This window comes from Planktotalea sp. (assembly GCF_049680325.1).
In the GTDB taxonomy this organism is placed as follows: domain Bacteria; phylum Pseudomonadota; class Alphaproteobacteria; order Rhodobacterales; family Rhodobacteraceae; genus Planktotalea.
In genome coordinates, this window is the sequence record NZ_JBAUHO010000032.1 from 1 (window position 1) to 19,934 (window position 19,934).

The window sequence follows — 19,934 nt, forward strand, 5'->3', positions numbered from 1 at the left end:
GAGCAGGGCGGCGCGGATCCTGCAGCGCTGCGCGCCGCGCTCAAGGGCGGTTTTGCTGATAGCGTTATTTTACAGCAACACGGCGAGCGTATGTCGACGGAAAATTTCACACCTGGTGGATTATCAAGCCTTCAGCTTAAAGACCTTGATAATGCGCTTGCTGAGGCAACGGGGTTGGGGCTTGAGCTTCCTTCAACGCAAATGGTGCGCGACAGGTATGCGCATTTGGTTGAGCACATGGATGGCGCGGGGCTGGATCACGCTGGTCTTTATCTTGAACTGAAGGCGCGAAACGGCCTTGATGATCCCGTTTGAGGTAGGAACGGGAACCGCGACCGGGGCGGCTAAAGCTTGGAACAGTCCCGCGAACTTGGCTGTCTAAAGGGGCGTTCAGGACATTCGCAATTTACTTTACGGGAACTTCTGCGTGTAGTGGCTGGGAACTTTTGTTTTGAAGTGCCCAGCCGTGCGACGCTGGGCGATTTTTCATCACTTTTGAGCATTGTTGCTTAATGTTTTCAGATCAAAGGGCCGAAAGCATTTCGCATGAGGCTTTTCAATAAAGGACATTGGATGTCAGTTTTCCTGCACGGACTTTCCACAGCTTTGCCGCCCTACTGTTTGACGCAACACGAAGTGCGCGAACGCGCTGCGATCATCTTCGGGGGCAAATACCCGCAGTTTGACCGTCTCTCCAAAAGCTTTGCGACGGCTGGAATTGATCGGCGGTATTCAGTGGTTCCAATCGATTGGTTTTCTGATGAACATGGTTGGGTTGATCGCAACGTTGCCTTTATCGAAGGGGCCAAGGCGATGTTTCTGGAAGCAGCGCGCGCGGCATTGCTCGACGCAGGGTGGCACAGCAATGATGTGGACTGCGTCGTCACTGTTTCGTCAACGGGCATCGCCACGCCGACGTTAGAAGCGCAGGTTTTTTCCGACATGGGATTTCGCGACGACATCATGCGTGTCCCGCTCTTCGGTCTTGGCTGCGCTGGCGGTGTGACCGGGCTTTCTGTTGCGCGATCAATCGCGAACGGGCAGGCGGGTGCCAAGGTTCTACTGGTGGTGATCGAAACCTGTTCCTTGTCGTTTCGCGCGGATCGTTTGCAAAAGGCGGATATCATCGCGACGGCGCTCTTTGGCGACGGGTCTGCCGCGGCTTGCCTAAGCACGGACGCAACGGCCGGTCGCAAAGTGATAGCGCTAGGGCAGGGGTTTCAAAAGATCTGGCCTGACACGCTGGCTATAATGGGCTGGGATGTGGACGAGGCAGGCTTTGGCGTTGTTTTTGACCGCTCTATTCCTGCCTTTGTAACGGCCGAGTTTGCGGGAGCAACGCAAAGTGCGCTGGATAGTGCAAGGCTATCCCATGAGCAAATTGATCGCTACGTGTGCCACCCTGGCGGCGCGAAAGTGGTGGACGCGATTGAAGGCGCTTTGCACCTGCCTCAAGGCAGTCTTGATGCAGAGCGGGACACGCTTCGCAAGGCTGGCAATATGTCCGCGCCTACTGTGTTGTTTGTTCTGAAAACAGTTCTGGAAACAGGCGGCACCGGCCAGATGATGGCCTGCGCGCTTGGGCCGGGGTTCACCGCGTCCTATCTACCGCTTCATGTTTCGGCGGAGGCGGCATGATGGAGCTCGCAACCTTCGTTTTTCTGGGATTTATCATTGTCCAACGCCTAAGCGAATTGGTCATCGCCAAGCGCAATACGGCCCGTTTGCTGGCAAAGGGGGCCTATGAGGTTGGCGCAGAGCATTATCCGATCATGGTTGGCATGCACAGCGCGTGGATCGTCTGTTTGCTGTTTCTTGGCTATGATGAGCACGTCGCCCTTGGATGGCTTTTGATTTTTGTCGTGCTTCAAGGGTTTCGGATATGGATACTTGGAACGCTTGGCGGGCGATGGACCACGCGCGTTATCATTTTGCCTGAACCACTGGTGGTGGCTGGCCCGTTCAAATATTTTAGACATCCTAATTATATGTTGGTCGTGGCAGAGATCATCGTGGCACCGATGGTGCTGGGTTTGGTCTGGGTCGCGGTGATTTTCACTGTGCTGAATGCGGCAATGCTCTATGTGCGGATCGGCGTTGAGGAAAAGGCCCTTTCTGCACTTCGGGCAGGCTAGCCATGGCGTTGGGCATAGGTTTTGGCGCTGAGCGCATTGGCTTGGCCGCGATCCGCTGGCCAAGGCTGGCGACAGGATTGTTGATCGCACTGGTAGCATTCATCGGGATGAGCCTGCCAAACCTGCGTTTTGACGATGATATCAACCGTGTTTTTCTGACCGACAGCCCGGTTTCGCGCGCACAGGTCGCCTACCGCGATGCCCAAACGACCCCTTCGAGTACGGTGCTTGCATTGGTGCAAGCCCCGCAGGCCTTTAGTGCAGATCAGATGGGCAAGCTGCGTGATGTGACGCTGGACCTTGAGTTTCTTGACGGCGTTGACGGCGTCGCGTCACCATTTGCACTTCGGTTTCCACCCGGTGAAGCGGCACCTGATGGGACGCCGGTTTTTGCGCCGAGCATCGGCGAAAACTACGTCGCTGGTTTGAACGCGTTCCGCGCATTAAAGACGGGCCTGCCAACATTCATCAACGCAAGCGGGACTGCGCTACTGATCGCGATAAAGCTTGATCTGGGGCAAGCCCGTTTGGGCGATTTGCTCTCAGAGATCACCAATGAATTTGAGCGCGGTTTGCCCGAAGGCCTGTCAGTGTCTTTCACGGGCGAAGATGTCATCAGCCTTGAAATCGTCTCGGGCTTAAAGGACGATTTGATAGCGCTTAACCTCTGGGGCAGCTTGCTTGTCGGATTTGCTGCGCTGGTTCTGCTGCGTGATTTGCGGATGGTTGTGTTGGCGGTAGTGCCCGCGCTTCTTGGCGCGGCATCTGTTTTGGCGCTTTCTGTCTGGCTCGGGTATCCGATCAATGTATTGAGCAATGTGATCCCGATCTTGTTACTGGTGCTCGGGGTCGCGGATGGCGTGCATTTGGCGGGCCATTTGAAGGCCAGCAAGGACGGTGCGCGTGAAACGATTGTTCGCATCGGCCCGGCCTGCGCGTTGACTGCGCTGACAACTGCGCTGGCCTTCGCTTGCATCATGGTAACGCGCAATGCGCAGCTTTTCGAGTTCGCGGTTCTTGGTGCTTTGGGCACGTTACTGGCCTTTGTCATTGTTATCACGAGCTTTGCGTTGCTGGCGCAGGTGATCCAACCCACGGCGCGCGCGGTGCCGCAATTTGCAAACCAGATTGCAAGTCGACTTGCAGGCATCGGGCAGGCGTGGCCGAAGGCCGTCATCGCTGCTGCGCTGGCGCTTTTGCTGGTTTCTGTCATGGGCTATCAAAACACCAAGGCTTGGTTTCCGATGTATCAGAACCTGCCAAATGGTAGTCCGACCGTGCAAGCCAATGACGCGATTGCGAAAGAGTTCGGTGGCGTGTTCCAGATGATTGTCGAGATCGAAGGTGGCTGGGACAAAACCCGCGCAATGGCAGATGCGCTGTCCCGGATTGCAGGGCGCGACGCCGTGCTGTCCCTGGTAAACGTAGCGCGATGGTCGGGCGAGGACGCGCGCGAACCTACGCAAGAAGAATTGAGTGCGGTCCCTGTCGATTTGCTCACGCAGCTCCAAGGCGAAAACGGCGTGCAACGCATTTTCGTTTCCGTTCCCGAACCCATGCGCGATGCAGCTTCGCTGGCACATTTTGATGCGTTGCACAGCTCTGCGCATGCAGGCGGCGCTGCGCGCGTTTTCGGTTTGCCAACTGTGATGCGACAGGAAGCAGTGAGCATGATTTCACAACTCTCGCGCGGCCTGGTTCTGGCCGCCATCGGGGCCAGCTTGGTTGTGGCCGTTGCCTTTGGATCGGCGCGCTTATTCCCGTTGTTGTTGATCCCGAATGTGTTGCCTTTGATGATGACGGGCGCATCCTTGCATATCTGGGCCAGTGGCCAGCTTTCGCCGACGGCGGTGCTGGCGCTGACGATCGCCTTTGGCATAGCGATTGATGATAGCATCCACTTTGTGAGCCGCTTTTTCGAGGCGCGTCGTAACGGGAAATCGCCGCAAGATGCGGTGGGTTTTGCGACGCGATCTGCTGGGCAGGTCATGGTTCTGAGCACGGTTTTGTTGACCTTCGGGCTGGCGGTCACGCAGATCAGCGGTTTCTTTCCAATTCGTCTGTTTGGCGGCATGATGATGATAACGCTTTGGGCAGCTTTGGTGTTTGATTTGCTTTTGCTGCCCGCGCTTTTGGGTGGAAGGGGTCATAAGGATGTTTAAGGCCTTAACTGTTCTTTTAGGCCTCACGGGCGCACCTGTGATGGCTGATGCTTTGGCTGATATGCAAGGCACGTGGAGCGGTTCTGGCTGGGCGCGTGAGGCTGCATCCGGGCCGAAAGAGGCGGTGCGATGCCGCATAAAGAACAGCTATGACGAGGGCGCGCGTGCTTTGTCCGTTTCGGGGCGCTGTGTGGTGCCCGGGCGCAAGATTGCATTGGCGGGAGAGATCAAGGGTAATGGGGGATCGGCGCAGATCAGCGGGCATTGGTTCAATCCCGACGGGCTGGGCTCTGTCCGGATTTCCGGCCTTCAACAGGCTGATCTGATTGCGTTCACCTTCCGCGCGAAGGACCCTGAAACAGGGGCTGTCATTGCGCAGAATGTGGAATGGCGCGTCAGCGCGCAGGGCCTGCATCTGCGCGCAACTGATCGCGCAGATCCGGGGGTGAAGATGTCGGATATTGCCTTTACCCGTCAGTGAAAATCACGGCTGGGGAAGAGCCGTTTAGCTTGATCGCGCGGGTGCATAGCGCGCGCTTGTTGGCGGCGCGGGCGGGGGGCATCATCAGCCTCGGGGCGCGTGATGCCAACCTCTTCATCCAGCGGGTGGCCGAGGTCGCGCAGCCGATCTGACAAATCTTCTACGTCCTGCGCGATCACATGCACAACGATGCCTTCGCGTTGCAGGAACCCCGTGACGCGCAACAGGCGTCCGCCCATCACGGCGCGGCGGTATTTCTCGTAGAGCTTGGGCCAGACCACCACGTTGCTGACCCCTGTTTCATCTTCCAGCGTTAGGAAAATGACGCCCGACGCAGTGCCGGGGCGTTGGCGGGTGATGACGAGGCCGCAGACGGAAATTCGGTGCAGCGGCGCGTCGGGGAGCTTGTCGTGCGGGGTCAGGTTCGGAATGCTGGGGCGCAGCAATTCCATCGGATGTGCGCGCAGCGTAAGCCGCATGGAGACGTAGTCCTCCACGACCTCTTCGCCGAGGTGCATGGCGGGCAGGATGACTTCGGGTTCTGAAATGCTCTCGCCATCAATGGGATCATTGAACAGCGGCAAGGGTTGTTGTCCACGGATCGCCTTGACCAGCCAGAGCGCATCGCGCCGCGTGTGGCCCATGTCGGAAAACGCATCCGCTTCGGCAAGGCGTTCCAAAACGCTTGGCGCAACGCCTGCGCGCAGCCAGACGGCTTCGGGGTCGCGGTAACCATTGCCGCGCGCGGAGACGATCCAAGTGGCATCCTCTTCGCGCATGCCTTTGATCTGGCGGAACCCGAGGCGCAGCGCCAGTGCGCCATCGCCGCGCCGTTCCAGCGTGTTGTCCCAGGCGCTTGCGTTGACGCAGATCGGGCGCACCTCGATATGATGTTCACGCGCATCGCGCACGATTTGGGCGGGGGCATAAAACCCCATAGGTTGGGAGTTAAGCAGCGCGCAGGCAAAGACCGCAGGGTGATGTTTCTTGAGCCACGCAGAGACATAGACCAGCATGGCAAAGGCGGCGGCGTGGCTTTCGGGAAAACCGTATTCGCCAAAGCCTTCGATCTGGGCAAAGCAGCGCTCGGAAAACTCTGCATCATAACCGCGCTCAAGCATCCCGCCGATAAAGCGATCCTTGAAGGTGCTGATCGTGCCCATGCGCCGGAACGTGGCGAGCGAGCGGCGGAGCTGGTCCGCCTCGGATGGATCAAAGCCCGCCGCGACCACGGCAATTTGCATCGCCTGTTCCTGAAACAAGGGCACACCAAGGGTTTTGCCAAGCACACCTTCAAGTTCTTTCGAGGGGAAATGCACCTGCTCGCGGCCTTGGCGCCGGTTGATATAGGGGTGGACCATACCGCCCTGAATAGGGCCTGGGCGCACGATGGCGACCTCGATCACCAGATCGTAAAACTTACGCGGCAACATGCGCGGCAGGAAGTTAATTTGCGCGCGGCTCTCCACCTGAAAGACGCCAACCGCATCGGCAACGCAGAGCATATCGTAGGTCTGCGCGTCTTCTTGCGGGACGGTCGCGATTGTGAGCGTCTTGCGCTCATGCTCTTGCAGCAGATCGAATGATTTGCGGATGCAACTGAGCATGCCAAGGCCCAGAATATCGACCTTCAGAATGCCCAAAGTGTCGATGTCATCCTTGTCCCACTCAATGACCGTACGATCCTCCATCGCGGCGTTTTCGATGGGGCATAATTCGTCCAGACGCCCTTTGGTGATGACAAACCCGCCCACATGTTGGCCCAGATGGCGCGGAAAACCGATGATTTCACCAATGAGGCGAATGGTCTGGGCGAGGCGGCGATCCTCTAGGTTAAGCCCTAGTTCACGCACGCGATCAGGGTCCGCGCCCTTATCCGATTGCCCCCAGATCTGGCTTGATAGACCGGCGGTCACATCCTCGCTTAGCCCCATGACCTTGCCCACCTCGCGAATTGCGCCGCGTGTGCGAAAATGGGTGACGGTGGCGCATAGACCTGCGCGGTGACGGCCGTATTTGGCGTAGATATGCTGGATCACCTCTTCGCGCCGTTCATGTTCGAAATCGACGTCGATGTCGGGCGGTTCGGCGCGCGCTTCGGAGACGAACCGCTCGACGACCATGGTGATGACTTCAGGGCTGACATCGGTGATGCCCAGCAGGTAACACAGGATCGAATTGGCCGCAGAACCGCGCCCTTGGCACAGGATTCCTTGGGAACGTGCGAATTGCACGATGTCATGTACAGTCAAAAAATAGGCAGGAAAATCAAGGGTCTTGACCAGCGCGAGTTCCTTTTTGACCTGCGCCTTTGCCTTTTCGGTCGCGCCATTTGGATAGCGCCGCATCATGCCCTCATAAGCGAGGCGGGTCAGGCGTTCCTGGGGTTGTTCCCCATCGGTGATCTCGTCGGGGTATTCATAGGACAACTCGCTCAGGCAAAAGCTACAGCGCGCCGCGATTTCAAGCGATCGTTGCAATGCGGCAGGGTGGTCGCGAAACACGCGGGCCATATCGGCGTGGCCTTTGAGGCGGCGCTCTGCGTTGGGCAGGGCGCGTTTGCCGATCTGGTCGATGGTGATGTGTTCGCGCATGCAGGTCAGAACATCGGCCAGTTGGCGGCGTTTGGCGTGGTGCATCAGTGGATCACCGACGGCGACCATCGGCGCGGATGTTTTGAGTGCGAGACGTGCGCAAGCTGCGAGATAGGCCTGATCCGATCCATCATAACGCGGCGCTGCGCCAAGGAAAACGTGCGAGGGGAATTTGCGCTGCATACGCTGGATGTCGGGTGCAGCTTTGCGCAGGGGGCCAGTGGGGAGGGCAATCAGGATCATGCCTGTGCAGCCCTCTAGCAGGTCGGGCAGATCGAGATGACATTCACCTTTTGGAGCGCGGCGTTTGCCGAGGGTGAGAAGGCGGGTGAGACGGCTATAAGCCACGCGATCTTTCGGCAGGGCGATCCAATCTACGTGGCTGTCGCGTAGCACGAGGCGCGCGCCGGTGATGAGTTTGGGCAAATGGATCGTTTCGGGGCGCGGAATGTGCCGGGGATCGCCCGCCTCTTGGCGGGAGGAATGATCGAGCTGTATTTCCGAACGGATGCGTATGGTGTCCTCGCTGGCGCGCTTTAGCTCCTTCAGGGCCGCATAGGCGCGCACGACACCTGCAAGGGAATTACGGTCTGTTATGGCGATGGCTTGCAAGCCAAGTTCGGCGGCACGTGTCACCATTTCCTCGGGGTGTGAAGCCCCGCGCAGGAAGGTGAAATTGGTGGTGGTACACAGCTCTGCGTAGCTCATGCGAATTCCCCTTGGACGAACCAGCCTGGGCTTTGCGGGGTGAAAAAGAGCCAGAGACGGCGGCCTTGCCGTGTCTCTACAGTCCAGTAATCGCGCACGCCAGATCGCCATGCATCCTCCTCCAGCCACCACTCTGGTGCGATGCGTTCAGGGCCTATGGCGCGCGCGGTGGAAAAGGACATGCGCCGCCAGCGGAAGTGCTTTGGCGGTGTCGGAATGATATGTGCGCCAAGGATGGGATTGGCCGGGAAGATATGAAGCGGGCGGGGGCGTAGGGTGACCCAGGCGCTATCTGGCGCAGAATAAGCGGCGGGGGCAATTAGGAAGCTGCGCTCTGGAATGTGGCTGTCTGCGGGCAGGAAGCGCTGCACGTTCTCAAGGCCGATGCGGGTGCCGATGCGGGTAATCAGATCATCAAGGCGATCTTTGCTGCCCGTGGAGACATGGCTGAGTTGCTGCACGGGCATCGCTTCAACCTGCACGGCCTCAAGACGCATTTGGTCAATGCCGTAACCTGCGTCCACATCTTTGATACCGCGCTCGAACAGCGGTAGAATGCGCGCCGCATCGCGCATGGGGCGCGCAAGGCGCAGTTCAACCTGCTGGCTGTCCTGATCGACGCGGCGCAGGGTTAGGCAGAGAATGCGCGCGCCTGTCTCTCGGGCGTGTAGCTTGGTGCAAAGCTGGATGAGCAAGCGCTCGGTCCCTGCCATCACATCGCTGCTGATGCCGATAGGGTCCGGAAAGGTCATGCGCACGCCGTAATGGGGCGGATCCTTGAGCGGGGTGATTTGTTCGGGTTGCTCTCCCAGTGCTTGATCGAGGCGCATAAGAAGTGATGGGCCGAAGCGGCGGCTCAAAGGCGCGCGCGCGGCATTCGCTAAATCGTAGATGGTGCGCAGGCCGAGGCGACCAAGGGCGACGATGGTCTTGTCCTCAAGGCGCAGCGCTGCCACGGGTAAATCCCTAAGCGCATCAATGGCTTGCCCGGTTTCGGCCGTGCCTTCGCCGTGACGCGCCAATGCCCAAGCCGCACCACGGCTATCGCCAAGGCCGATATGGGCCGTGAGACCTGCGCGGGACAGACGCTGGCGCATGTCCATGAGAAGCGCGCTTTCGCCGCCAAACAGATGTGCGGCGCCGGTAATGTCGAGCACAAGACCATCATCATCTTCAAGCCCGACCCAAGGACAATAGCGCACGGCCCAGCGGCGCAGGGTAAGCAAGAACCGTAGATCGGCACGCGGATCGGCAGGGCGGCTTTGCAAATCGGGACAAAAGGCACGCGCATCGGAAAAGGGCATGCCGCGCGTGAGACCCGCGCGTTCTGCGGCGTTGTTCAGGCAATGAATGCGATTGGTGTTGGCATGTTTCAGGGTGAGCGCGAACGGCCCCTCCAAGGGGCGCGCGCGCAAGGCGCGGTCACTCGCGAGCCTCGGAAACCAAATTGAGACGACGCGCCGCTGCATCCCATCGAACATGCCAAGATCCTAATGTTCCTGATTTGTTCTTAATAAGTTCCCAATGTTGCAGAGTCGAGTCTCCTGCTGTGGAGAAAGGGTCAAAAATTGGTGCGCAGTGCCAGCGGCTCTCGGCGGCATTGCTACCCATGCCATCGGGAATGATACAAAGCCCCGTGGATTTTCCTGTCTTTGCAGAAAGTTGCAACCGACGCCCTTGGATCAAGCCCATAGGCTGACTGATCTGGAGCACCACAAGCGGGGCAGAGCCATCGCGCAGGGCTTCTTCGGCCACGGCGAGGCCCTCGGTCTGGTCCTTGACCTGCGCGATTAATATTTTGGCGGGATCGAAGAAGAGGGTCAGACCCAAAGGATTGAGCGCCTCGGGTCGCCAGCTTTCGCGAATCCAGATCACCGTGCCTTGCGCGCCCGCCGCACAAACTGCTGCAAAACTGGCGGCACCGGGGCCGCAAACCTCGTGCACGCGGGCGTAGCGTAGGGGGAAGGATTTGGCGAAATCGGGCATCATGGGCGAAGATGTAGCGCGATTCCGTGCCAAAGTCAGCCCGTGCTTATAGGCCGCGCAGCAGGTCTTGCGAAGGAATGCCCGTCGCTGCCAAGCCTTTGCTACGTTGGTAATCGCTGATCGCGGCTTGGCTTTTGGGGCCGAGCACACCGTCTGCGCCGCCTGTGTCAAAGCCGCGCGCAGTCAGGCGTTTTTGCAGCAAAATGCGGTCGTCTTTGGTTAGGCCATTTGCATCGGGCGGGAAGCTGCCGCGCAAGGGGCCGGCACCGCCTATGCGGTCTGACAAATGACCCACGCCAATCGCGTAGGCGTCTGAATTGTTGTAGCGCTTGATCGCACGGAAGTTGCCTGTGGTTGAGAATTTTGGCCCGCCCGCTTGGGGCTGCAAGGTGCCAGAGGCGCTTTCGCTGCCCCATTTTATGCCGCGCGTCCAACCGTTGCGCTGCAAATACGCAGCGGTTGAGGCGAGCGCGTCGGACGGGTCTACAGACCAGATGTCACGGCGGCCATCGCCTGTGAAATCCACTGCAAAGCCTTGATAAGACGTCGGAATAAACTGTGTATGCCCCATCGCACCTGCCCAGCTCCCGACCATGCGATCTGCGGTGATGTCGCCGTTCTGGATAATCTTCAACGCCGCAACGAGCTGCTTTTCAAAGAAGGCACCGCGCCGCCCGTCAAAGGCGAGCGTGGAAGTGGACGAGATGATAGGGATGTCGCCCATGCGTTCGCCATATTGGCTTTCAAGGCCCCAGATCGCACAGATGATCGTGGCATCGACGCCGTATTTAGCCTCTAGCGCGTTCAGTGTGCTGCGATGGCGCGCAAAGGCGGCGCGCCCTTTGGCGACGCGTTCATCCGACGCGGCAATAGAGAGGTAATCCTCTAGCGAGCGTTTGAATTCGGTTTGATTGCGGTCGCGTTTCACCACGCCCGGCAGATAGCCTGCCCCGCGAAACCCTGCAGTGACAGTTGCGGCGCTAAGCCCGTAGCCGCCCGCGCGGGATTTGAACGAAGCAACCCAGGCATCGTAGCCAGCATTCGCTTGGGGGCGGAATTCTGCGGCAAGGCCAGCAGATTTGCCGCCCGATCGTTTCGGGGCGGGGCTGCTTACACAGGCGCTTAGTCCGACTGCGCCAAGGGTGAGGGCAAAGTTTCGTCTGGTAAAAGTCATATCACTGCTCGCGCTTACTGCGTTGTTTTGCGCAACCCTAGCGCATAGTTCAGCGCAGGCAAACAGTCGTGTTTATTGGGCATCCTGCGGCGCATTTCCGCGCATCAAACCCGCAAAATCGAAGAGATCCGGATCAAGCAGATGGGATGGGCGCGCATTCATCAGGGCACGGAACATAATCTGGCGGCGACCGGGGCTGTTGGCTTCCCAACCATCGAGGATCTGCTTGACCTGTTGGCGTTGCAAACCGTCCTGAGAGCCGCATAGATCGCAAGGAATAATGGGGTAGTTCATTGCATTGGCAAATTTTTCGCAATCGACCTCGGCCACGTGCGCAAGCGGGCGATAGACAAATAAATCACCTTCTTCATTGACCAGCTTTGGCGGCATGGTTGCAAGGCGGCCGCCGTGGAACAGATTCATGAAAAACGTCTCTAGGATGTCGTCGCGGTGATGGCCAAGGACAACGGCGCTGCATCCTTCTTCGCGCGCGATACGGTAGAGATTGCCGCGCCGCAAACGCGAGCAAAGTGCGCAAAAGGTGCGGCCTGCGGGAATTTTATCCATGACGATGGAATAGGTGTCTTGATATTCAATGCGGTGCTCGACGCCCATCTTTTCCAAGAATTCGGGCAGAACGGTTGCGGGAAACCCCGGTTGGCCCTGATCGAGATTGCAGGCGATCAATTCGACCGGCAACAAGCCGCGCCATTTCAGCTCGTGCAAGACAGCCAGCAGCGTGTAGCTGTCCTTGCCGCCAGACAGACACACAAGCCAGCGCGCGTTCGGCTCGATCATCCCGTATTGCTCAATCGCCTCGCGCGCATAGCGCACGATACGCTTGCGCAGTTTCTTGAACTCGGTGGTGGAGGGTGCACCGTGAAAGAGCGGGTGAATATCGTCGTGATCTAGCATGGCTTGGCTTTAGGTGGTTTGGGGGCAACGGGCAAGCGGGGCGTATCAATCCGGAACGTTGTCGATTCCGCTGCTGCCCCATGGGTGGCAGCGTCCGATCCGGCGCGCGGCAAGCCATGTGCCTTTGATCGCGCCGTGTTTTTCAAGCGCTTCCATTGCGTAGGCGGAACATGTTGGGTGGTAGCGGCAATTCATGCCGACCCAAGGGGAAAACACCAGCCGATAAAAGCGCACGGGCAGGGCTACGATATGTGCTAGCGGGCTCATTTGGGACCATGTAGTTTTTTGAGTGCGTGGCGCAAGTCGCCAACAAGCAAGTCAAACGGACGGTTTGCGGTGACCTCTGCGCGGCCGATCAACACGTAATCACACCCCGCGTGACCGCTTTCGGGCAAAACTTCGCGCGCAGCTTCACGCAGGCGTCGTTTGGCGCGGTTCCGTGCGACGGCGTTGCCAACCTTTTTGGAACAGGTAAATCCAACACGGGTTGCAGGGTCATCATCACCGCGATTACGCATCTGCACCATCATGGATGCTGTGCCCTGACGGCGGGCACGGGCAGCGCGCAAGAAATCACTGCGTTTCTTGAGAACGTCCATACGCAAAGAAACCGCCGGAGGCGTGTTCTCGTCGGCGCATTGCGCGTCTGAGGCCTTCGGCGGTGTCAAATTCATAAACCTAAAGGTTGGACGCTTACGCGCTCAGCTCTTTACGGCCTTTGGCGCGGCGCGCGTTCAGGATCTTGCGACCTGCTTTTGTGGCCATGCGTGCGCGAAAGCCGTGGCGGTTCTTGCGAACGCGGTTCGAGGGTTGAAAGGTGCGTTTCATCGCTCCGTCTCCGTTTAAGCAGGGCGATGCGCAGATTCGCGTGGCCCAATGTATCTTGAAGCCCGTCCTTTAGAGGGGCGGTGGGGATAAGTCAAACCATTGCAGCGCGAATTCCTGCAACATTTGGCCTTTGTGCTGTCAGGTAAATGTTTCAGTTTGGTGCGAATGTCCAGCTTTGATCGTATCTATGGTCACTCACGATCAAGCGGGCGTGATAAGGCTACCGTATCGATCCGCAAAACCGCATGTTGCACTCAGACACTGGATGCTTTTGCCCGAAAGAAAATGATGAGCGATATGACACAAACCCCACCGAACGATTCCGAAACAAAATCAGGCTTATCCCGCTACGTACCGCTGATCGCGATCCTGGCTGTTGCCGTTATCGGCGCATTTACATTAAAGGATTACCTCAGTTTTGATGCGCTGAGAGACAATCGCGAGGCTTTGATTGCCTTTCGCGACAGCAACTATCTGGTTGCTGCACTTGGCTTCCTGGCGATCTACATTGCGATTGTTGGCTTTTCCTTGCCGGGGGGGACGATTGCAACGCTGACGGGGGGATTTCTGTTTGGAACCACCTTTGGCGCGCTTTTCAACGTGACGGGCGCGACGATCGGCGCAACGCTTATCTTCCTTGCTGCGCGCTACGGGCTGGGAAACAGGCTGGGCGCAAAACTGGAGAACAGTCAGGGTGCCATTAAAAAGATAAAGGATGGCATCGACGAGAATCAGTGGTCGATGCTCTTTATTCTTCGGCTCGTCCCTGCAGTTCCATTCTTTATCGCGAATCTGATTCCTGCATTCCTTGAAGTTCCTTTGCACCGCTATGTGATTTCGACGTTCTTCGGTATTATCCCTGCGACGTTTGTGTTCACCTCTGTCGGCGCTGGTTTGGGCGAAGTTTTCGCCAAGGGTGAAACGCCTGATCTGGGCATTATCTTTGAGCCGCACATTCTGTTGCCGATTCTCGGCCTGTCCGCGCTGGCAGTGTTGCCCGTCATTATCAAAGCCATCACTGGCAAAAAGGATATCTGAGCTATGGAAACGATCAAAACCGATATTCTGGTGATCGGCGCGGGTTCCGGGGGCCTGTCTGTTGCGGCAGGTGCCGTGCAAATGGGCGCGAGTGTGGTCCTTCTGGAAGGGCATAAAATGGGCGGCGATTGCCTGAATTTCGGCTGCGTGCCGTCAAAGGCGCTGATTGCCTCTGGTAAAGTGGCCTACACGCAGGCGCATTCTGCTGGCTATGGCGTTGCTGATGTTATGCCAAAGGTGGATTACAGCGCGGCGAAGGATCATGTCGCTGAGGTCATCGCGTCGATCGAGCCGATGGACAGTCAGGAGCGATTTGAAGGTCTTGGCGTGAAGGTGATCCGCGAATACGGACGGTTTGTTTCACCAACAGAAGTCGAGGCTGGCCCCTATCGCATCAAGGCACGCCGCGTTGTTATTTCGACAGGGTCTTCACCGTTTGTCCCGCCAATTCCGGGGTTGGAAAATGTGCCCTATGAAACCAATGAAACCCTGTTCGAATTGCGCACCCAGCCCAAACATCTGCTAATCATCGGGGGTGGTCCAATCGGTATGGAAATGGCGCAGGCGCACTTGCGTCTGGGTAGCAAAGTAACCGTAATCGAGGGCGATAGGGCGCTGGGCAAGGATGATCCTGAAATGGCGGCAATCGTGCTTGATACATTGCGCAGCGAGGGGCTGGTCATTGAAGAAAACGCGCTTGCGGCGCAGATCAAAGGTACAGCAGGGGCGATTGAAGTTCATGCCAAGGACGGCCGTGTGTTCAAAGGCTCGCATTTATTGATGGCTGTCGGGCGCAAGGCCAATATCGAGCGGTTGAACCTTGAAGCCGCGGGAATCGAAACCCATCGCACGGGGATCAAAGTGGATGACAGCTTTAAAACATCCAACAAACGCGTCTATGCGATTGGCGATGTGGCGGGTGGGCTGCAATTTACCCATGTCGCTGGATATCAAGCGGGGGTGATTATCCGCTCGGCGCTATTCGGATTGCCCGCCAAACAAAGCACCGCGCATATCCCTTGGGCGACCTATACGGACCCGGAGTTGGCCCAAGTCGGGTTGACCGAAGCGCAAGCGCGTGAAACCTATGCAGGCAAGCTTGAAGTGGTGCGCTTTGACATCCATCACAACGATCGCCTGATTGCCGAACGCAAAGCCTATGGGCTAATCAAGGTTATGGTCGTGAAAGGGCGTCCTGTTGGCGTCTCCATTGCCGGCCCGCAAGCGGGGGAGTTGATCGGGATGTGGTCACTGGCGATTGCGAACAAGCTGAAGATGAGCCAGATTTCAGCCATGGTTGCCCCCTATCCATCAGTGTTCGAGGTGAACAAACGCGCAGCTGGCGCTTACTTTACCCCGCGCTTGTTTGAGAATGATACGGTGAAGAAAGTGGTGCGCCTTGTGCAGCGCTGGCTGCCATGATTGGGTGCGCGCGTATGTTGAAAATGCGGGACGCTCCGCGGGGAGTTTACTGGGCAAAATGAAGGTGGATTGCGGCATAACAGGGCAGGGGTTCACATGTTGAATTCGCTCTCGGGACGCTTTTTGATCCTGACTATCGTTTTTGTGATGTTGGCAGAGGTGTTGATCTTTGTCCCGTCAGTTGCGCGCTTTCGCGAGGATTTTCTGCTTTCGCGACTGGAGCGGGCGCAGATCGCGTCGCTTGCTCTTTTGGCGGATGATATGATTGACGCCGACCTTGAAGAAGAGCTGTTGCTGAACGCCGAAGTCTATAACGTCGTGCTACGCCGCGATGCCGTGCGCCAGTTGGTTTTGTCCTCGCCCATGCCGCGCCCGATCGACCGGACCTTTGATCTTCGCGATCCTTCTGCGCTTCATCTTATTCGCGATGCTGTTGCGCGTCTGATCGAGACCGATCCCGAGGTGATCCGCATCATAGGTGCACCGGTGCGCGAAGCGGGTCTGTTGATCGAAGTAACAATGCCTACCGAAGGTTTGCGCGCTGCCATGATTGATTATGGTTTGCGTGTTTTGATCCTTTCTGCGGTCATTTCCGTCTTTACCGCGGCCTTGCTGTTCTTCGCGGTGCGCATGCTGCTCGTGCGGCCCATTCGCGGCGTTGTGGATCATATGCAGCGTTATGCTGCCGCGCCAGAAGATGCGCGGCGGATCATTGAGCCCAGTGCAGGCGTGACAGAGCTGCGAGAGGCCGAGGAGGCGCTTCAGTCGATGCAGATCGAACTCACGCAGGCCCTCAAGCAAAAGGAACGGCTTGCCCAGTTGGGCGGCGCTGTCGCCCGCGTCAGCCATGATCTGCGCAATATCCTGACCTCTGCGCAATTGTTTACGGATCGTATCGAAATGAGCGAAGATCCGGTCGTACAGCGCCTTGCGCCGAAATTGATGAACTCGATAACCCGTGCTGTTAACCTGTGTGAAACCACGTTGGCATTCGGCAAGGCTGAAGAGCCTGCACCAAAGCTGACACGCTTTGCGCTGGGCAGCATTGTTGCTGATGTGATTTCCTCTGAGCGGCTTGCGGTAGGCGAACATGACCTGAGTTTTGCCGAAGATGTCCCTGCCGCCCTTACTGTGCGGGCCGATTCCGAGCAGCTTTATCGTGTCCTGTCCAATCTTGTGCGCAACGCGCGTCAGGCGATTGTAGCGACGGGCAAGTCCGGCGAGATTTCAGTCAGGGCAGAGGACGGCGATGCAGATTGGATCATCACCGTGCAAGATACAGGCCCTGGCCTTCCCAAGAAAGCGCTTGAGCATCTGTTTACCCCCTTTCAGGGGGGGGCACGAAAGGGCGGAACGGGCCTTGGCCTTGCCATTGCAGCTGAGCTGGTGCGGGGTCATGGCGGTGCCTTGACGTTGAGGCATTCTGACGAGACGGGCACCTGCTTTGAAGTGCGTTTACCCAAGGGTGATGTCACCGTCGCGTAAAGCACGAAATTTTCTCACTTTTGCCCTTGCATAGCATTCCAGCCTCGTCTAATCACCGCCCTCACGGACCGATAGCTCAGCTGGATAGAGTACTTGACTACGAATCAAGGGGTCGGGGGTTCGAATCCTCCTCGGTCCGCCATTTACCCCAAAGTTTGACGATAACTAGGCGCGCTGTTTGCGATAGGGTTTCCCTTATTGTCAGATAGCTTTGCCTTCGGGCAACGTTCTCTCATTTCTGCATGTCTTTCCTCTCAACCAGCTAAAGAGCGAGTCCTTGGGGCGCACGCCTTTGAAACCTGCTCCCGATCTCAGATCGAGGGCGGGGTCGCGCCCCAACCCTCCTTCTGTGTGGATCGGATGTGCTTGGCCCAGCCGTAATGGCCAACGTCAGTGACGTTAAAGCTGCGCCAGCATTTGGCGAAAAGTGGTCGCTGCGTTTCGAAGCAGTTGTTTTGTCTATTTAGAGCCCTCGATGCATTGACCTTGCTCTCAAGTTTTCGGCAATGTTTTCTCAAGGGCGGTTTGCAGCATATTCAAAGCGCTATCTAACTCTTCCTCGCTCGCGATAAATGGTGGTGCCAGAAGCACATGGTCGCCCAGCTGCCCATCCCGTGTGCCAGGCATTGGATAGCAGATAAGCCCTTCGGCAAAGGCGGCTTTCTTGAGCTTTCCAGCCAGCCCAAGTTTCGGATCAAACGGGGCTTTGCTTTGCCTGTCTGACACCAGCTCGATACCCCAAAACAACCCGCGCCCGCGAATGTCGCCAACATGGGGGTTTTGCGCGAAACGGCGGCGCAGCTGTGCTTCAAGGTAGCTGCCGCGCTCGTTAACCTGGGCGATCAGGTCTTTTTCGAGCATTTCTTTGACGACTGCCAAGGCCGCAGCTGCAGCGACAGGGTGACCAAGGTAGGTGTGGCCATGTTGGAAAAAGCCTGTGCCAGCTGCGATTGTGTCATAGATTTGTTTACTGCAAAGCATTGCGCCAATCGGCTGGTAGCCCGCACCAAGGCCTTTGGCGATACACAGGATATCGGGCGCAATTCCGTCGGCGTCACAGGCAAACAGATGCCCGGTGCGGCCCATGCCACACATGACCTCATCAAGGATCAACAGCACGCCGTATTTGTCGCAAATTTCGCGGATGCGCGCGTAGTAGCCGGGGGTCGCAGTCACCGCGCCCAGCGTTGCGCCGACAACCGGTTCGGCGATGAACGCCATTACGGTCTGTGGCCCAAGTCGCAGGATTTCATCTTCAAGCTCTTGAGCGGTGCGCTGGCCGTAGTCTTCCAAGCTCTCGCCCTCTGCGCGCTCGGCATATTCATAGCAAGGTGCGATATGGCTCATCTCGACGAGCAGCGGAGCAAATTGCTGACGCCGCCAAGCGTTGCCGCCCGCCGACAAGGCCCCCAGCGTGTTGCCGTGATAGCTTTGACGCCGCGCGATCAGGTGGCGGCGTTCAGGCTCGCCGTTTTCAAGGTGAAACTGGCGCGCGAGTTTGATCGCGCTTTCAACGGCCTCTGAACCGCCTGAGACAAAGTAAACGCGATCCAGGTCTCCGGGCGCATGGGCAATGAGAAGGTCGGCCAGTTCTTCAGCAGGGGCTGAAGTGAGAAAGCCGGTATGTGCAAATGCTAGCTTGTCGACCTGTGCTTTGATGGCATCTCGCACGCGCTGGTTTGAGTGTCCAAGGCAAGACACCGCCGCGCCGCCTGAGCCGTCAAAATAGCGTTTACCATCGCTGTCGATCAGGTAGCAGCCGTCGCCTTCAACGGCGGTGGGCAGGTTGGCGTGGCAATGGCGGGGGAATACATGTGACATGCTGTCAATCTCCGTTGAGTGCGAGAACGAATTGTTTGCTAAAAGCAGCCATACCGTGCGCTTCATAAAAACGGTGGGCATCAGCGCGCGCAAGCCCGCTGCAAAGGCGTAGATGATCGCAACCAAGGTCCTGGGCGGCTTTAAGTACGGCGTCCATCAATGCCCCACCAATGCCAGAGCCACGACGGGATTCAGTGATTACCAGATCGTCGACATAGAGCGTTTGACCCCAGCAGATATCATGCACAAGCCTGTAGCCTAAAGCGCCGACAACCGCGTCGCCGTCAAAAGCGGCGATAAGTTGATATCCGGCATCAATCGCGGCTTTAAGTCGGGTGTTGAATGCCGCGTCATCAAGGCTGTCGCGTAGCTCTCGCAGTACGGGCAAGGCTGGTGCCGGGTCCGTGAGTGTTTCAGTTCGGATCATGTTATGACCTCCAGCAGCTGGCTTTCCAAACCTGAGACAGAAGCCGCATTGTCGCGATAGGTCGCGCCCGTGGCATCAACCAGGCTGTTCTCAAACCCGACGCGGATGTTACCGCCAAGCTTGGCCGCCTTGAGCAGACAAGTGTGCTCCTGCGGCCCGAAGGCGCAGAGCATCCAGTCTTTGCGGGTTTTGTGTGTTGTAAGGAAGGCCTGTATTGCCTCAGGGTCGCAGGATTGCCTATCGGTGTAGCGTCCGAGAACGTAGATAACGCTCGATTGCGCGGGGCGGATGATGCCTTTTGCCTGCCAGTCTTGCAGCAAGGCAACGTCGCCTTGGTCATACAGGATGTGCTGCACTTCAGTGCCGTTCCCGACGCAGCTTCCATAAATGCGGTCTGCAAGCTCTGGCATTTTCGCGATTTCGCGAATTGAGACAGAGGCCCATTTTGGGCGAAGCTCTTGCAGGCATTTGAGTTGCTCTTCAGGGCTGTAGATACCTGCGGATTCGGTGGTGATCTGAACCCGCATTGTTGGCACAATCCGCGCCAGCTCGGCGAGAGCCTCACGATAGCGGCCGGGGTCAAGCGAATGTTGTCCCGCCGCGTCGCGGATGTGCAGGTGTAACCCGTCGGCCCCGGCCCTATGGCAAGCCGCCGCAGTTGCAACAGTTTCTGCCAACGTTACCGGCAAGGCCGCATGATCGGCCTTGGTTTTGTGCGCGCCGTTGGGGGCAACCATGAGGAACGGCTTGGGCATGGC

At 57.8% G+C, this 19,934-nt stretch carries 19 protein-coding genes and 1 tRNA gene; 9 read left to right on the top strand and 11 right to left on the bottom strand.

Translation table 11 applies throughout. The features are described 5' to 3' along the window. The 5 genes from WBC85_RS01570 to WBC85_RS01590 form a co-directional block, all read left to right on the top strand. Window positions 1–315 (top strand): NAD-binding protein (locus WBC85_RS01570; RefSeq protein WP_424432929.1); only part of this gene is annotated, 315 nt, incomplete at its 5' end. A 258-nt stretch (window positions 316–573) separates the two neighbouring features. Further along, complete coding sequence (locus WBC85_RS01575; protein WP_424432930.1) at window positions 574–1,638, top strand: type III polyketide synthase; 1,065 nt, start codon at window positions 574–576, stop codon at window positions 1,636–1,638. Further along, a complete protein-coding gene (locus tag WBC85_RS01580) occupies window positions 1,635–2,135 on the top strand; it encodes an isoprenylcysteine carboxyl methyltransferase family protein (RefSeq protein ID WP_424432931.1) in 501 nt (166 codons plus the stop codon). The genes WBC85_RS01575 and WBC85_RS01580 overlap by 4 nt, the downstream gene beginning before the upstream one ends. 2 nt (window positions 2,136–2,137) lie before the next feature. Next, complete coding sequence (locus tag WBC85_RS01585; RefSeq protein WP_424432932.1) at window positions 2,138–4,297, top strand: efflux RND transporter permease subunit; 2,160 nt, start codon at window positions 2,138–2,140, stop codon at window positions 4,295–4,297. Then, complete coding sequence (locus WBC85_RS01590) at window positions 4,290–4,778, top strand: hypothetical protein (RefSeq protein WP_424432933.1); 489 nt, start codon at window positions 4,290–4,292, stop codon at window positions 4,776–4,778. Before WBC85_RS01585 ends, WBC85_RS01590 begins: the two co-directional genes overlap by 8 nt. On the opposite strand, the gene WBC85_RS01595 is transcribed toward WBC85_RS01590, so the two are convergent. The 8 genes from WBC85_RS01595 to rpmH all read right to left on the bottom strand — a co-directional run bounded on the left by WBC85_RS01595 (window position 4,772) and on the right by rpmH (window position 12,983). Further along, window positions 4,772–8,080 carry an error-prone DNA polymerase gene (locus WBC85_RS01595; RefSeq protein ID WP_424432934.1) on the bottom strand — a complete coding sequence of 1,103 codons (3,309 nt, stop codon included), beginning with the start codon at window positions 8,078–8,080 and terminating at the stop codon, window positions 4,772–4,774. The two genes, WBC85_RS01590 and WBC85_RS01595, sit on opposite strands and share 7 nt — an antisense overlap. Next, window positions 8,077–9,561, bottom strand: coding sequence for a Y-family DNA polymerase (locus WBC85_RS01600; RefSeq protein WP_424432935.1), 1,485 nt, complete (start codon window positions 9,559–9,561; stop codon window positions 8,077–8,079). The genes WBC85_RS01595 and WBC85_RS01600 overlap by 4 nt, the downstream gene beginning before the upstream one ends. After that, the gene (locus WBC85_RS01605) at window positions 9,503–10,069 is read right to left on the bottom strand and encodes an ImuA family protein (protein ID WP_424432953.1); all 567 of its coding nucleotides are present in this window, start codon (window positions 10,067–10,069) and stop codon (window positions 9,503–9,505) included. Before WBC85_RS01605 ends, WBC85_RS01600 begins: the two co-directional genes overlap by 59 nt. A 43-nt stretch (window positions 10,070–10,112) precedes the next feature. After that, on the bottom strand, window positions 10,113–11,240 hold the full coding sequence (locus WBC85_RS01610; protein ID WP_424432936.1) for a lytic murein transglycosylase: 1,128 nt from the start codon (window positions 11,238–11,240) through the stop codon (window positions 10,113–10,115). A gap of 72 nt (window positions 11,241–11,312) precedes the next feature. Then, a complete protein-coding gene (gene ttcA / locus WBC85_RS01615) occupies window positions 11,313–12,155 on the bottom strand; it encodes a tRNA 2-thiocytidine(32) synthetase TtcA (protein WP_424432937.1) in 843 nt (280 codons plus the stop codon). Between the two features lie 45 nt (window positions 12,156–12,200). Further along, window positions 12,201–12,422 carry a membrane protein insertion efficiency factor YidD gene (gene yidD, locus WBC85_RS01620; protein WP_424432938.1) on the bottom strand — a complete coding sequence of 74 codons (222 nt, stop codon included), beginning with the start codon at window positions 12,420–12,422 and terminating at the stop codon, window positions 12,201–12,203. Next, window positions 12,419–12,823, bottom strand: coding sequence for a ribonuclease P protein component (gene rnpA, locus WBC85_RS01625; RefSeq protein WP_424432939.1), 405 nt, complete (start codon window positions 12,821–12,823; stop codon window positions 12,419–12,421). The genes yidD and rnpA overlap by 4 nt, the downstream gene beginning before the upstream one ends. A gap of 25 nt (window positions 12,824–12,848) precedes the next feature. Continuing rightward, on the bottom strand, window positions 12,849–12,983 hold the full coding sequence (gene rpmH / locus WBC85_RS01630) for a 50S ribosomal protein L34 (RefSeq protein ID WP_009831305.1): 135 nt from the start codon (window positions 12,981–12,983) through the stop codon (window positions 12,849–12,851). Window positions 12,984–13,271: 288 nt separating this feature from the next. Here rpmH and WBC85_RS01635 point away from each other — a divergent pair, with 288 nt between their 5' ends. The 4 genes from WBC85_RS01635 to WBC85_RS01650 all read left to right on the top strand — a co-directional run bounded on the left by WBC85_RS01635 (window position 13,272) and on the right by WBC85_RS01650 (window position 17,070). Beyond that, window positions 13,272–14,021, top strand: a complete 750-nt coding sequence (locus WBC85_RS01635) for a TVP38/TMEM64 family protein (RefSeq protein ID WP_424432940.1) — start codon at window positions 13,272–13,274, stop codon at window positions 14,019–14,021. Between the two features lie 3 nt (window positions 14,022–14,024). Then, window positions 14,025–15,443 (top strand): dihydrolipoyl dehydrogenase family protein, encoded by a 1,419-nt coding sequence (locus tag WBC85_RS01640; RefSeq protein ID WP_424432941.1) that lies wholly within the window; start codon window positions 14,025–14,027, stop codon window positions 15,441–15,443. 96 nt (window positions 15,444–15,539) lie between these two features. After that, window positions 15,540–16,928, top strand: coding sequence for a sensor histidine kinase (locus WBC85_RS01645; protein ID WP_424432942.1), 1,389 nt, complete (start codon window positions 15,540–15,542; stop codon window positions 16,926–16,928). A gap of 65 nt (window positions 16,929–16,993) precedes the next feature. Continuing rightward, window positions 16,994–17,070 (top strand) — tRNA-Arg (locus tag WBC85_RS01650). A 350-nt stretch (window positions 17,071–17,420) separates the two neighbouring features. Here the strand turns inward: WBC85_RS01650 and WBC85_RS01655 are convergent. From WBC85_RS01655 to WBC85_RS01665, 3 genes are read right to left on the bottom strand one after another with little or no spacing between them, the layout of a single operon-like run. Continuing rightward, complete coding sequence (locus tag WBC85_RS01655; RefSeq protein ID WP_424432943.1) at window positions 17,421–18,749, bottom strand: aspartate aminotransferase family protein; 1,329 nt, start codon at window positions 18,747–18,749, stop codon at window positions 17,421–17,423. A gap of 4 nt (window positions 18,750–18,753) precedes the next feature. Then, window positions 18,754–19,176 (bottom strand): GNAT family N-acetyltransferase, encoded by a 423-nt coding sequence (locus WBC85_RS01660; protein WP_424432944.1) that lies wholly within the window; start codon window positions 19,174–19,176, stop codon window positions 18,754–18,756. Continuing rightward, on the bottom strand, window positions 19,173–19,931 hold the full coding sequence (locus WBC85_RS01665; protein WP_424432945.1) for a 3-keto-5-aminohexanoate cleavage protein: 759 nt from the start codon (window positions 19,929–19,931) through the stop codon (window positions 19,173–19,175). The genes WBC85_RS01660 and WBC85_RS01665 overlap by 4 nt, the downstream gene beginning before the upstream one ends. Window positions 19,932–19,934: the final 3 nt, after the last annotated feature.

Bases quoted from the DNA above. Each gene is read 5' to 3' on its own strand.
- WBC85_RS01575 (WP_424432930.1), top strand. From the start codon at position 574: ATGTCAGTTTTCCTGCACGGACTTTCCACAGCTTTGCCGCCCTACTGT.
- WBC85_RS01580 (WP_424432931.1), top strand. From the start codon at position 1,635: ATGATGGAGCTCGCAACCTTCGTTTTTCTGGGATTTATCATTGTCCAA.
- WBC85_RS01585 (WP_424432932.1), top strand. From the start codon at position 2,138: ATGGCGTTGGGCATAGGTTTTGGCGCTGAGCGCATTGGCTTGGCCGCG.
- WBC85_RS01590 (WP_424432933.1), top strand. From the start codon at position 4,290: ATGTTTAAGGCCTTAACTGTTCTTTTAGGCCTCACGGGCGCACCTGTG.
- WBC85_RS01595 (WP_424432934.1), bottom strand. From the start codon at position 8,080: ATGAGCTACGCAGAGCTGTGTACCACCACCAATTTCACCTTCCTGCGC.
- WBC85_RS01600 (WP_424432935.1), bottom strand. From the start codon at position 9,561: ATGTTCGATGGGATGCAGCGGCGCGTCGTCTCAATTTGGTTTCCGAGG.
- WBC85_RS01605 (WP_424432953.1), bottom strand. From the start codon at position 10,069: ATGATGCCCGATTTCGCCAAATCCTTCCCCCTACGCTACGCCCGCGTG.
- WBC85_RS01610 (WP_424432936.1), bottom strand. From the start codon at position 11,240: ATGACTTTTACCAGACGAAACTTTGCCCTCACCCTTGGCGCAGTCGGA.
- ttcA (WP_424432937.1), bottom strand. From the start codon at position 12,155: ATGCTAGATCACGACGATATTCACCCGCTCTTTCACGGTGCACCCTCC.
- yidD (WP_424432938.1), bottom strand. From the start codon at position 12,422: ATGAGCCCGCTAGCACATATCGTAGCCCTGCCCGTGCGCTTTTATCGG.
- rpmH (WP_009831305.1), bottom strand. From the start codon at position 12,983: ATGAAACGCACCTTTCAACCCTCGAACCGCGTTCGCAAGAACCGCCAC.
- WBC85_RS01635 (WP_424432940.1), top strand. From the start codon at position 13,272: ATGAGCGATATGACACAAACCCCACCGAACGATTCCGAAACAAAATCA.
- WBC85_RS01640 (WP_424432941.1), top strand. From the start codon at position 14,025: ATGGAAACGATCAAAACCGATATTCTGGTGATCGGCGCGGGTTCCGGG.
- WBC85_RS01645 (WP_424432942.1), top strand. From the start codon at position 15,540: ATGTTGAATTCGCTCTCGGGACGCTTTTTGATCCTGACTATCGTTTTT.
- WBC85_RS01655 (WP_424432943.1), bottom strand. From the start codon at position 18,749: ATGTCACATGTATTCCCCCGCCATTGCCACGCCAACCTGCCCACCGCC.
- WBC85_RS01660 (WP_424432944.1), bottom strand. From the start codon at position 19,176: ATGATCCGAACTGAAACACTCACGGACCCGGCACCAGCCTTGCCCGTA.
- WBC85_RS01665 (WP_424432945.1), bottom strand. From the start codon at position 19,931: ATGCCCAAGCCGTTCCTCATGGTTGCCCCCAACGGCGCGCACAAAACC.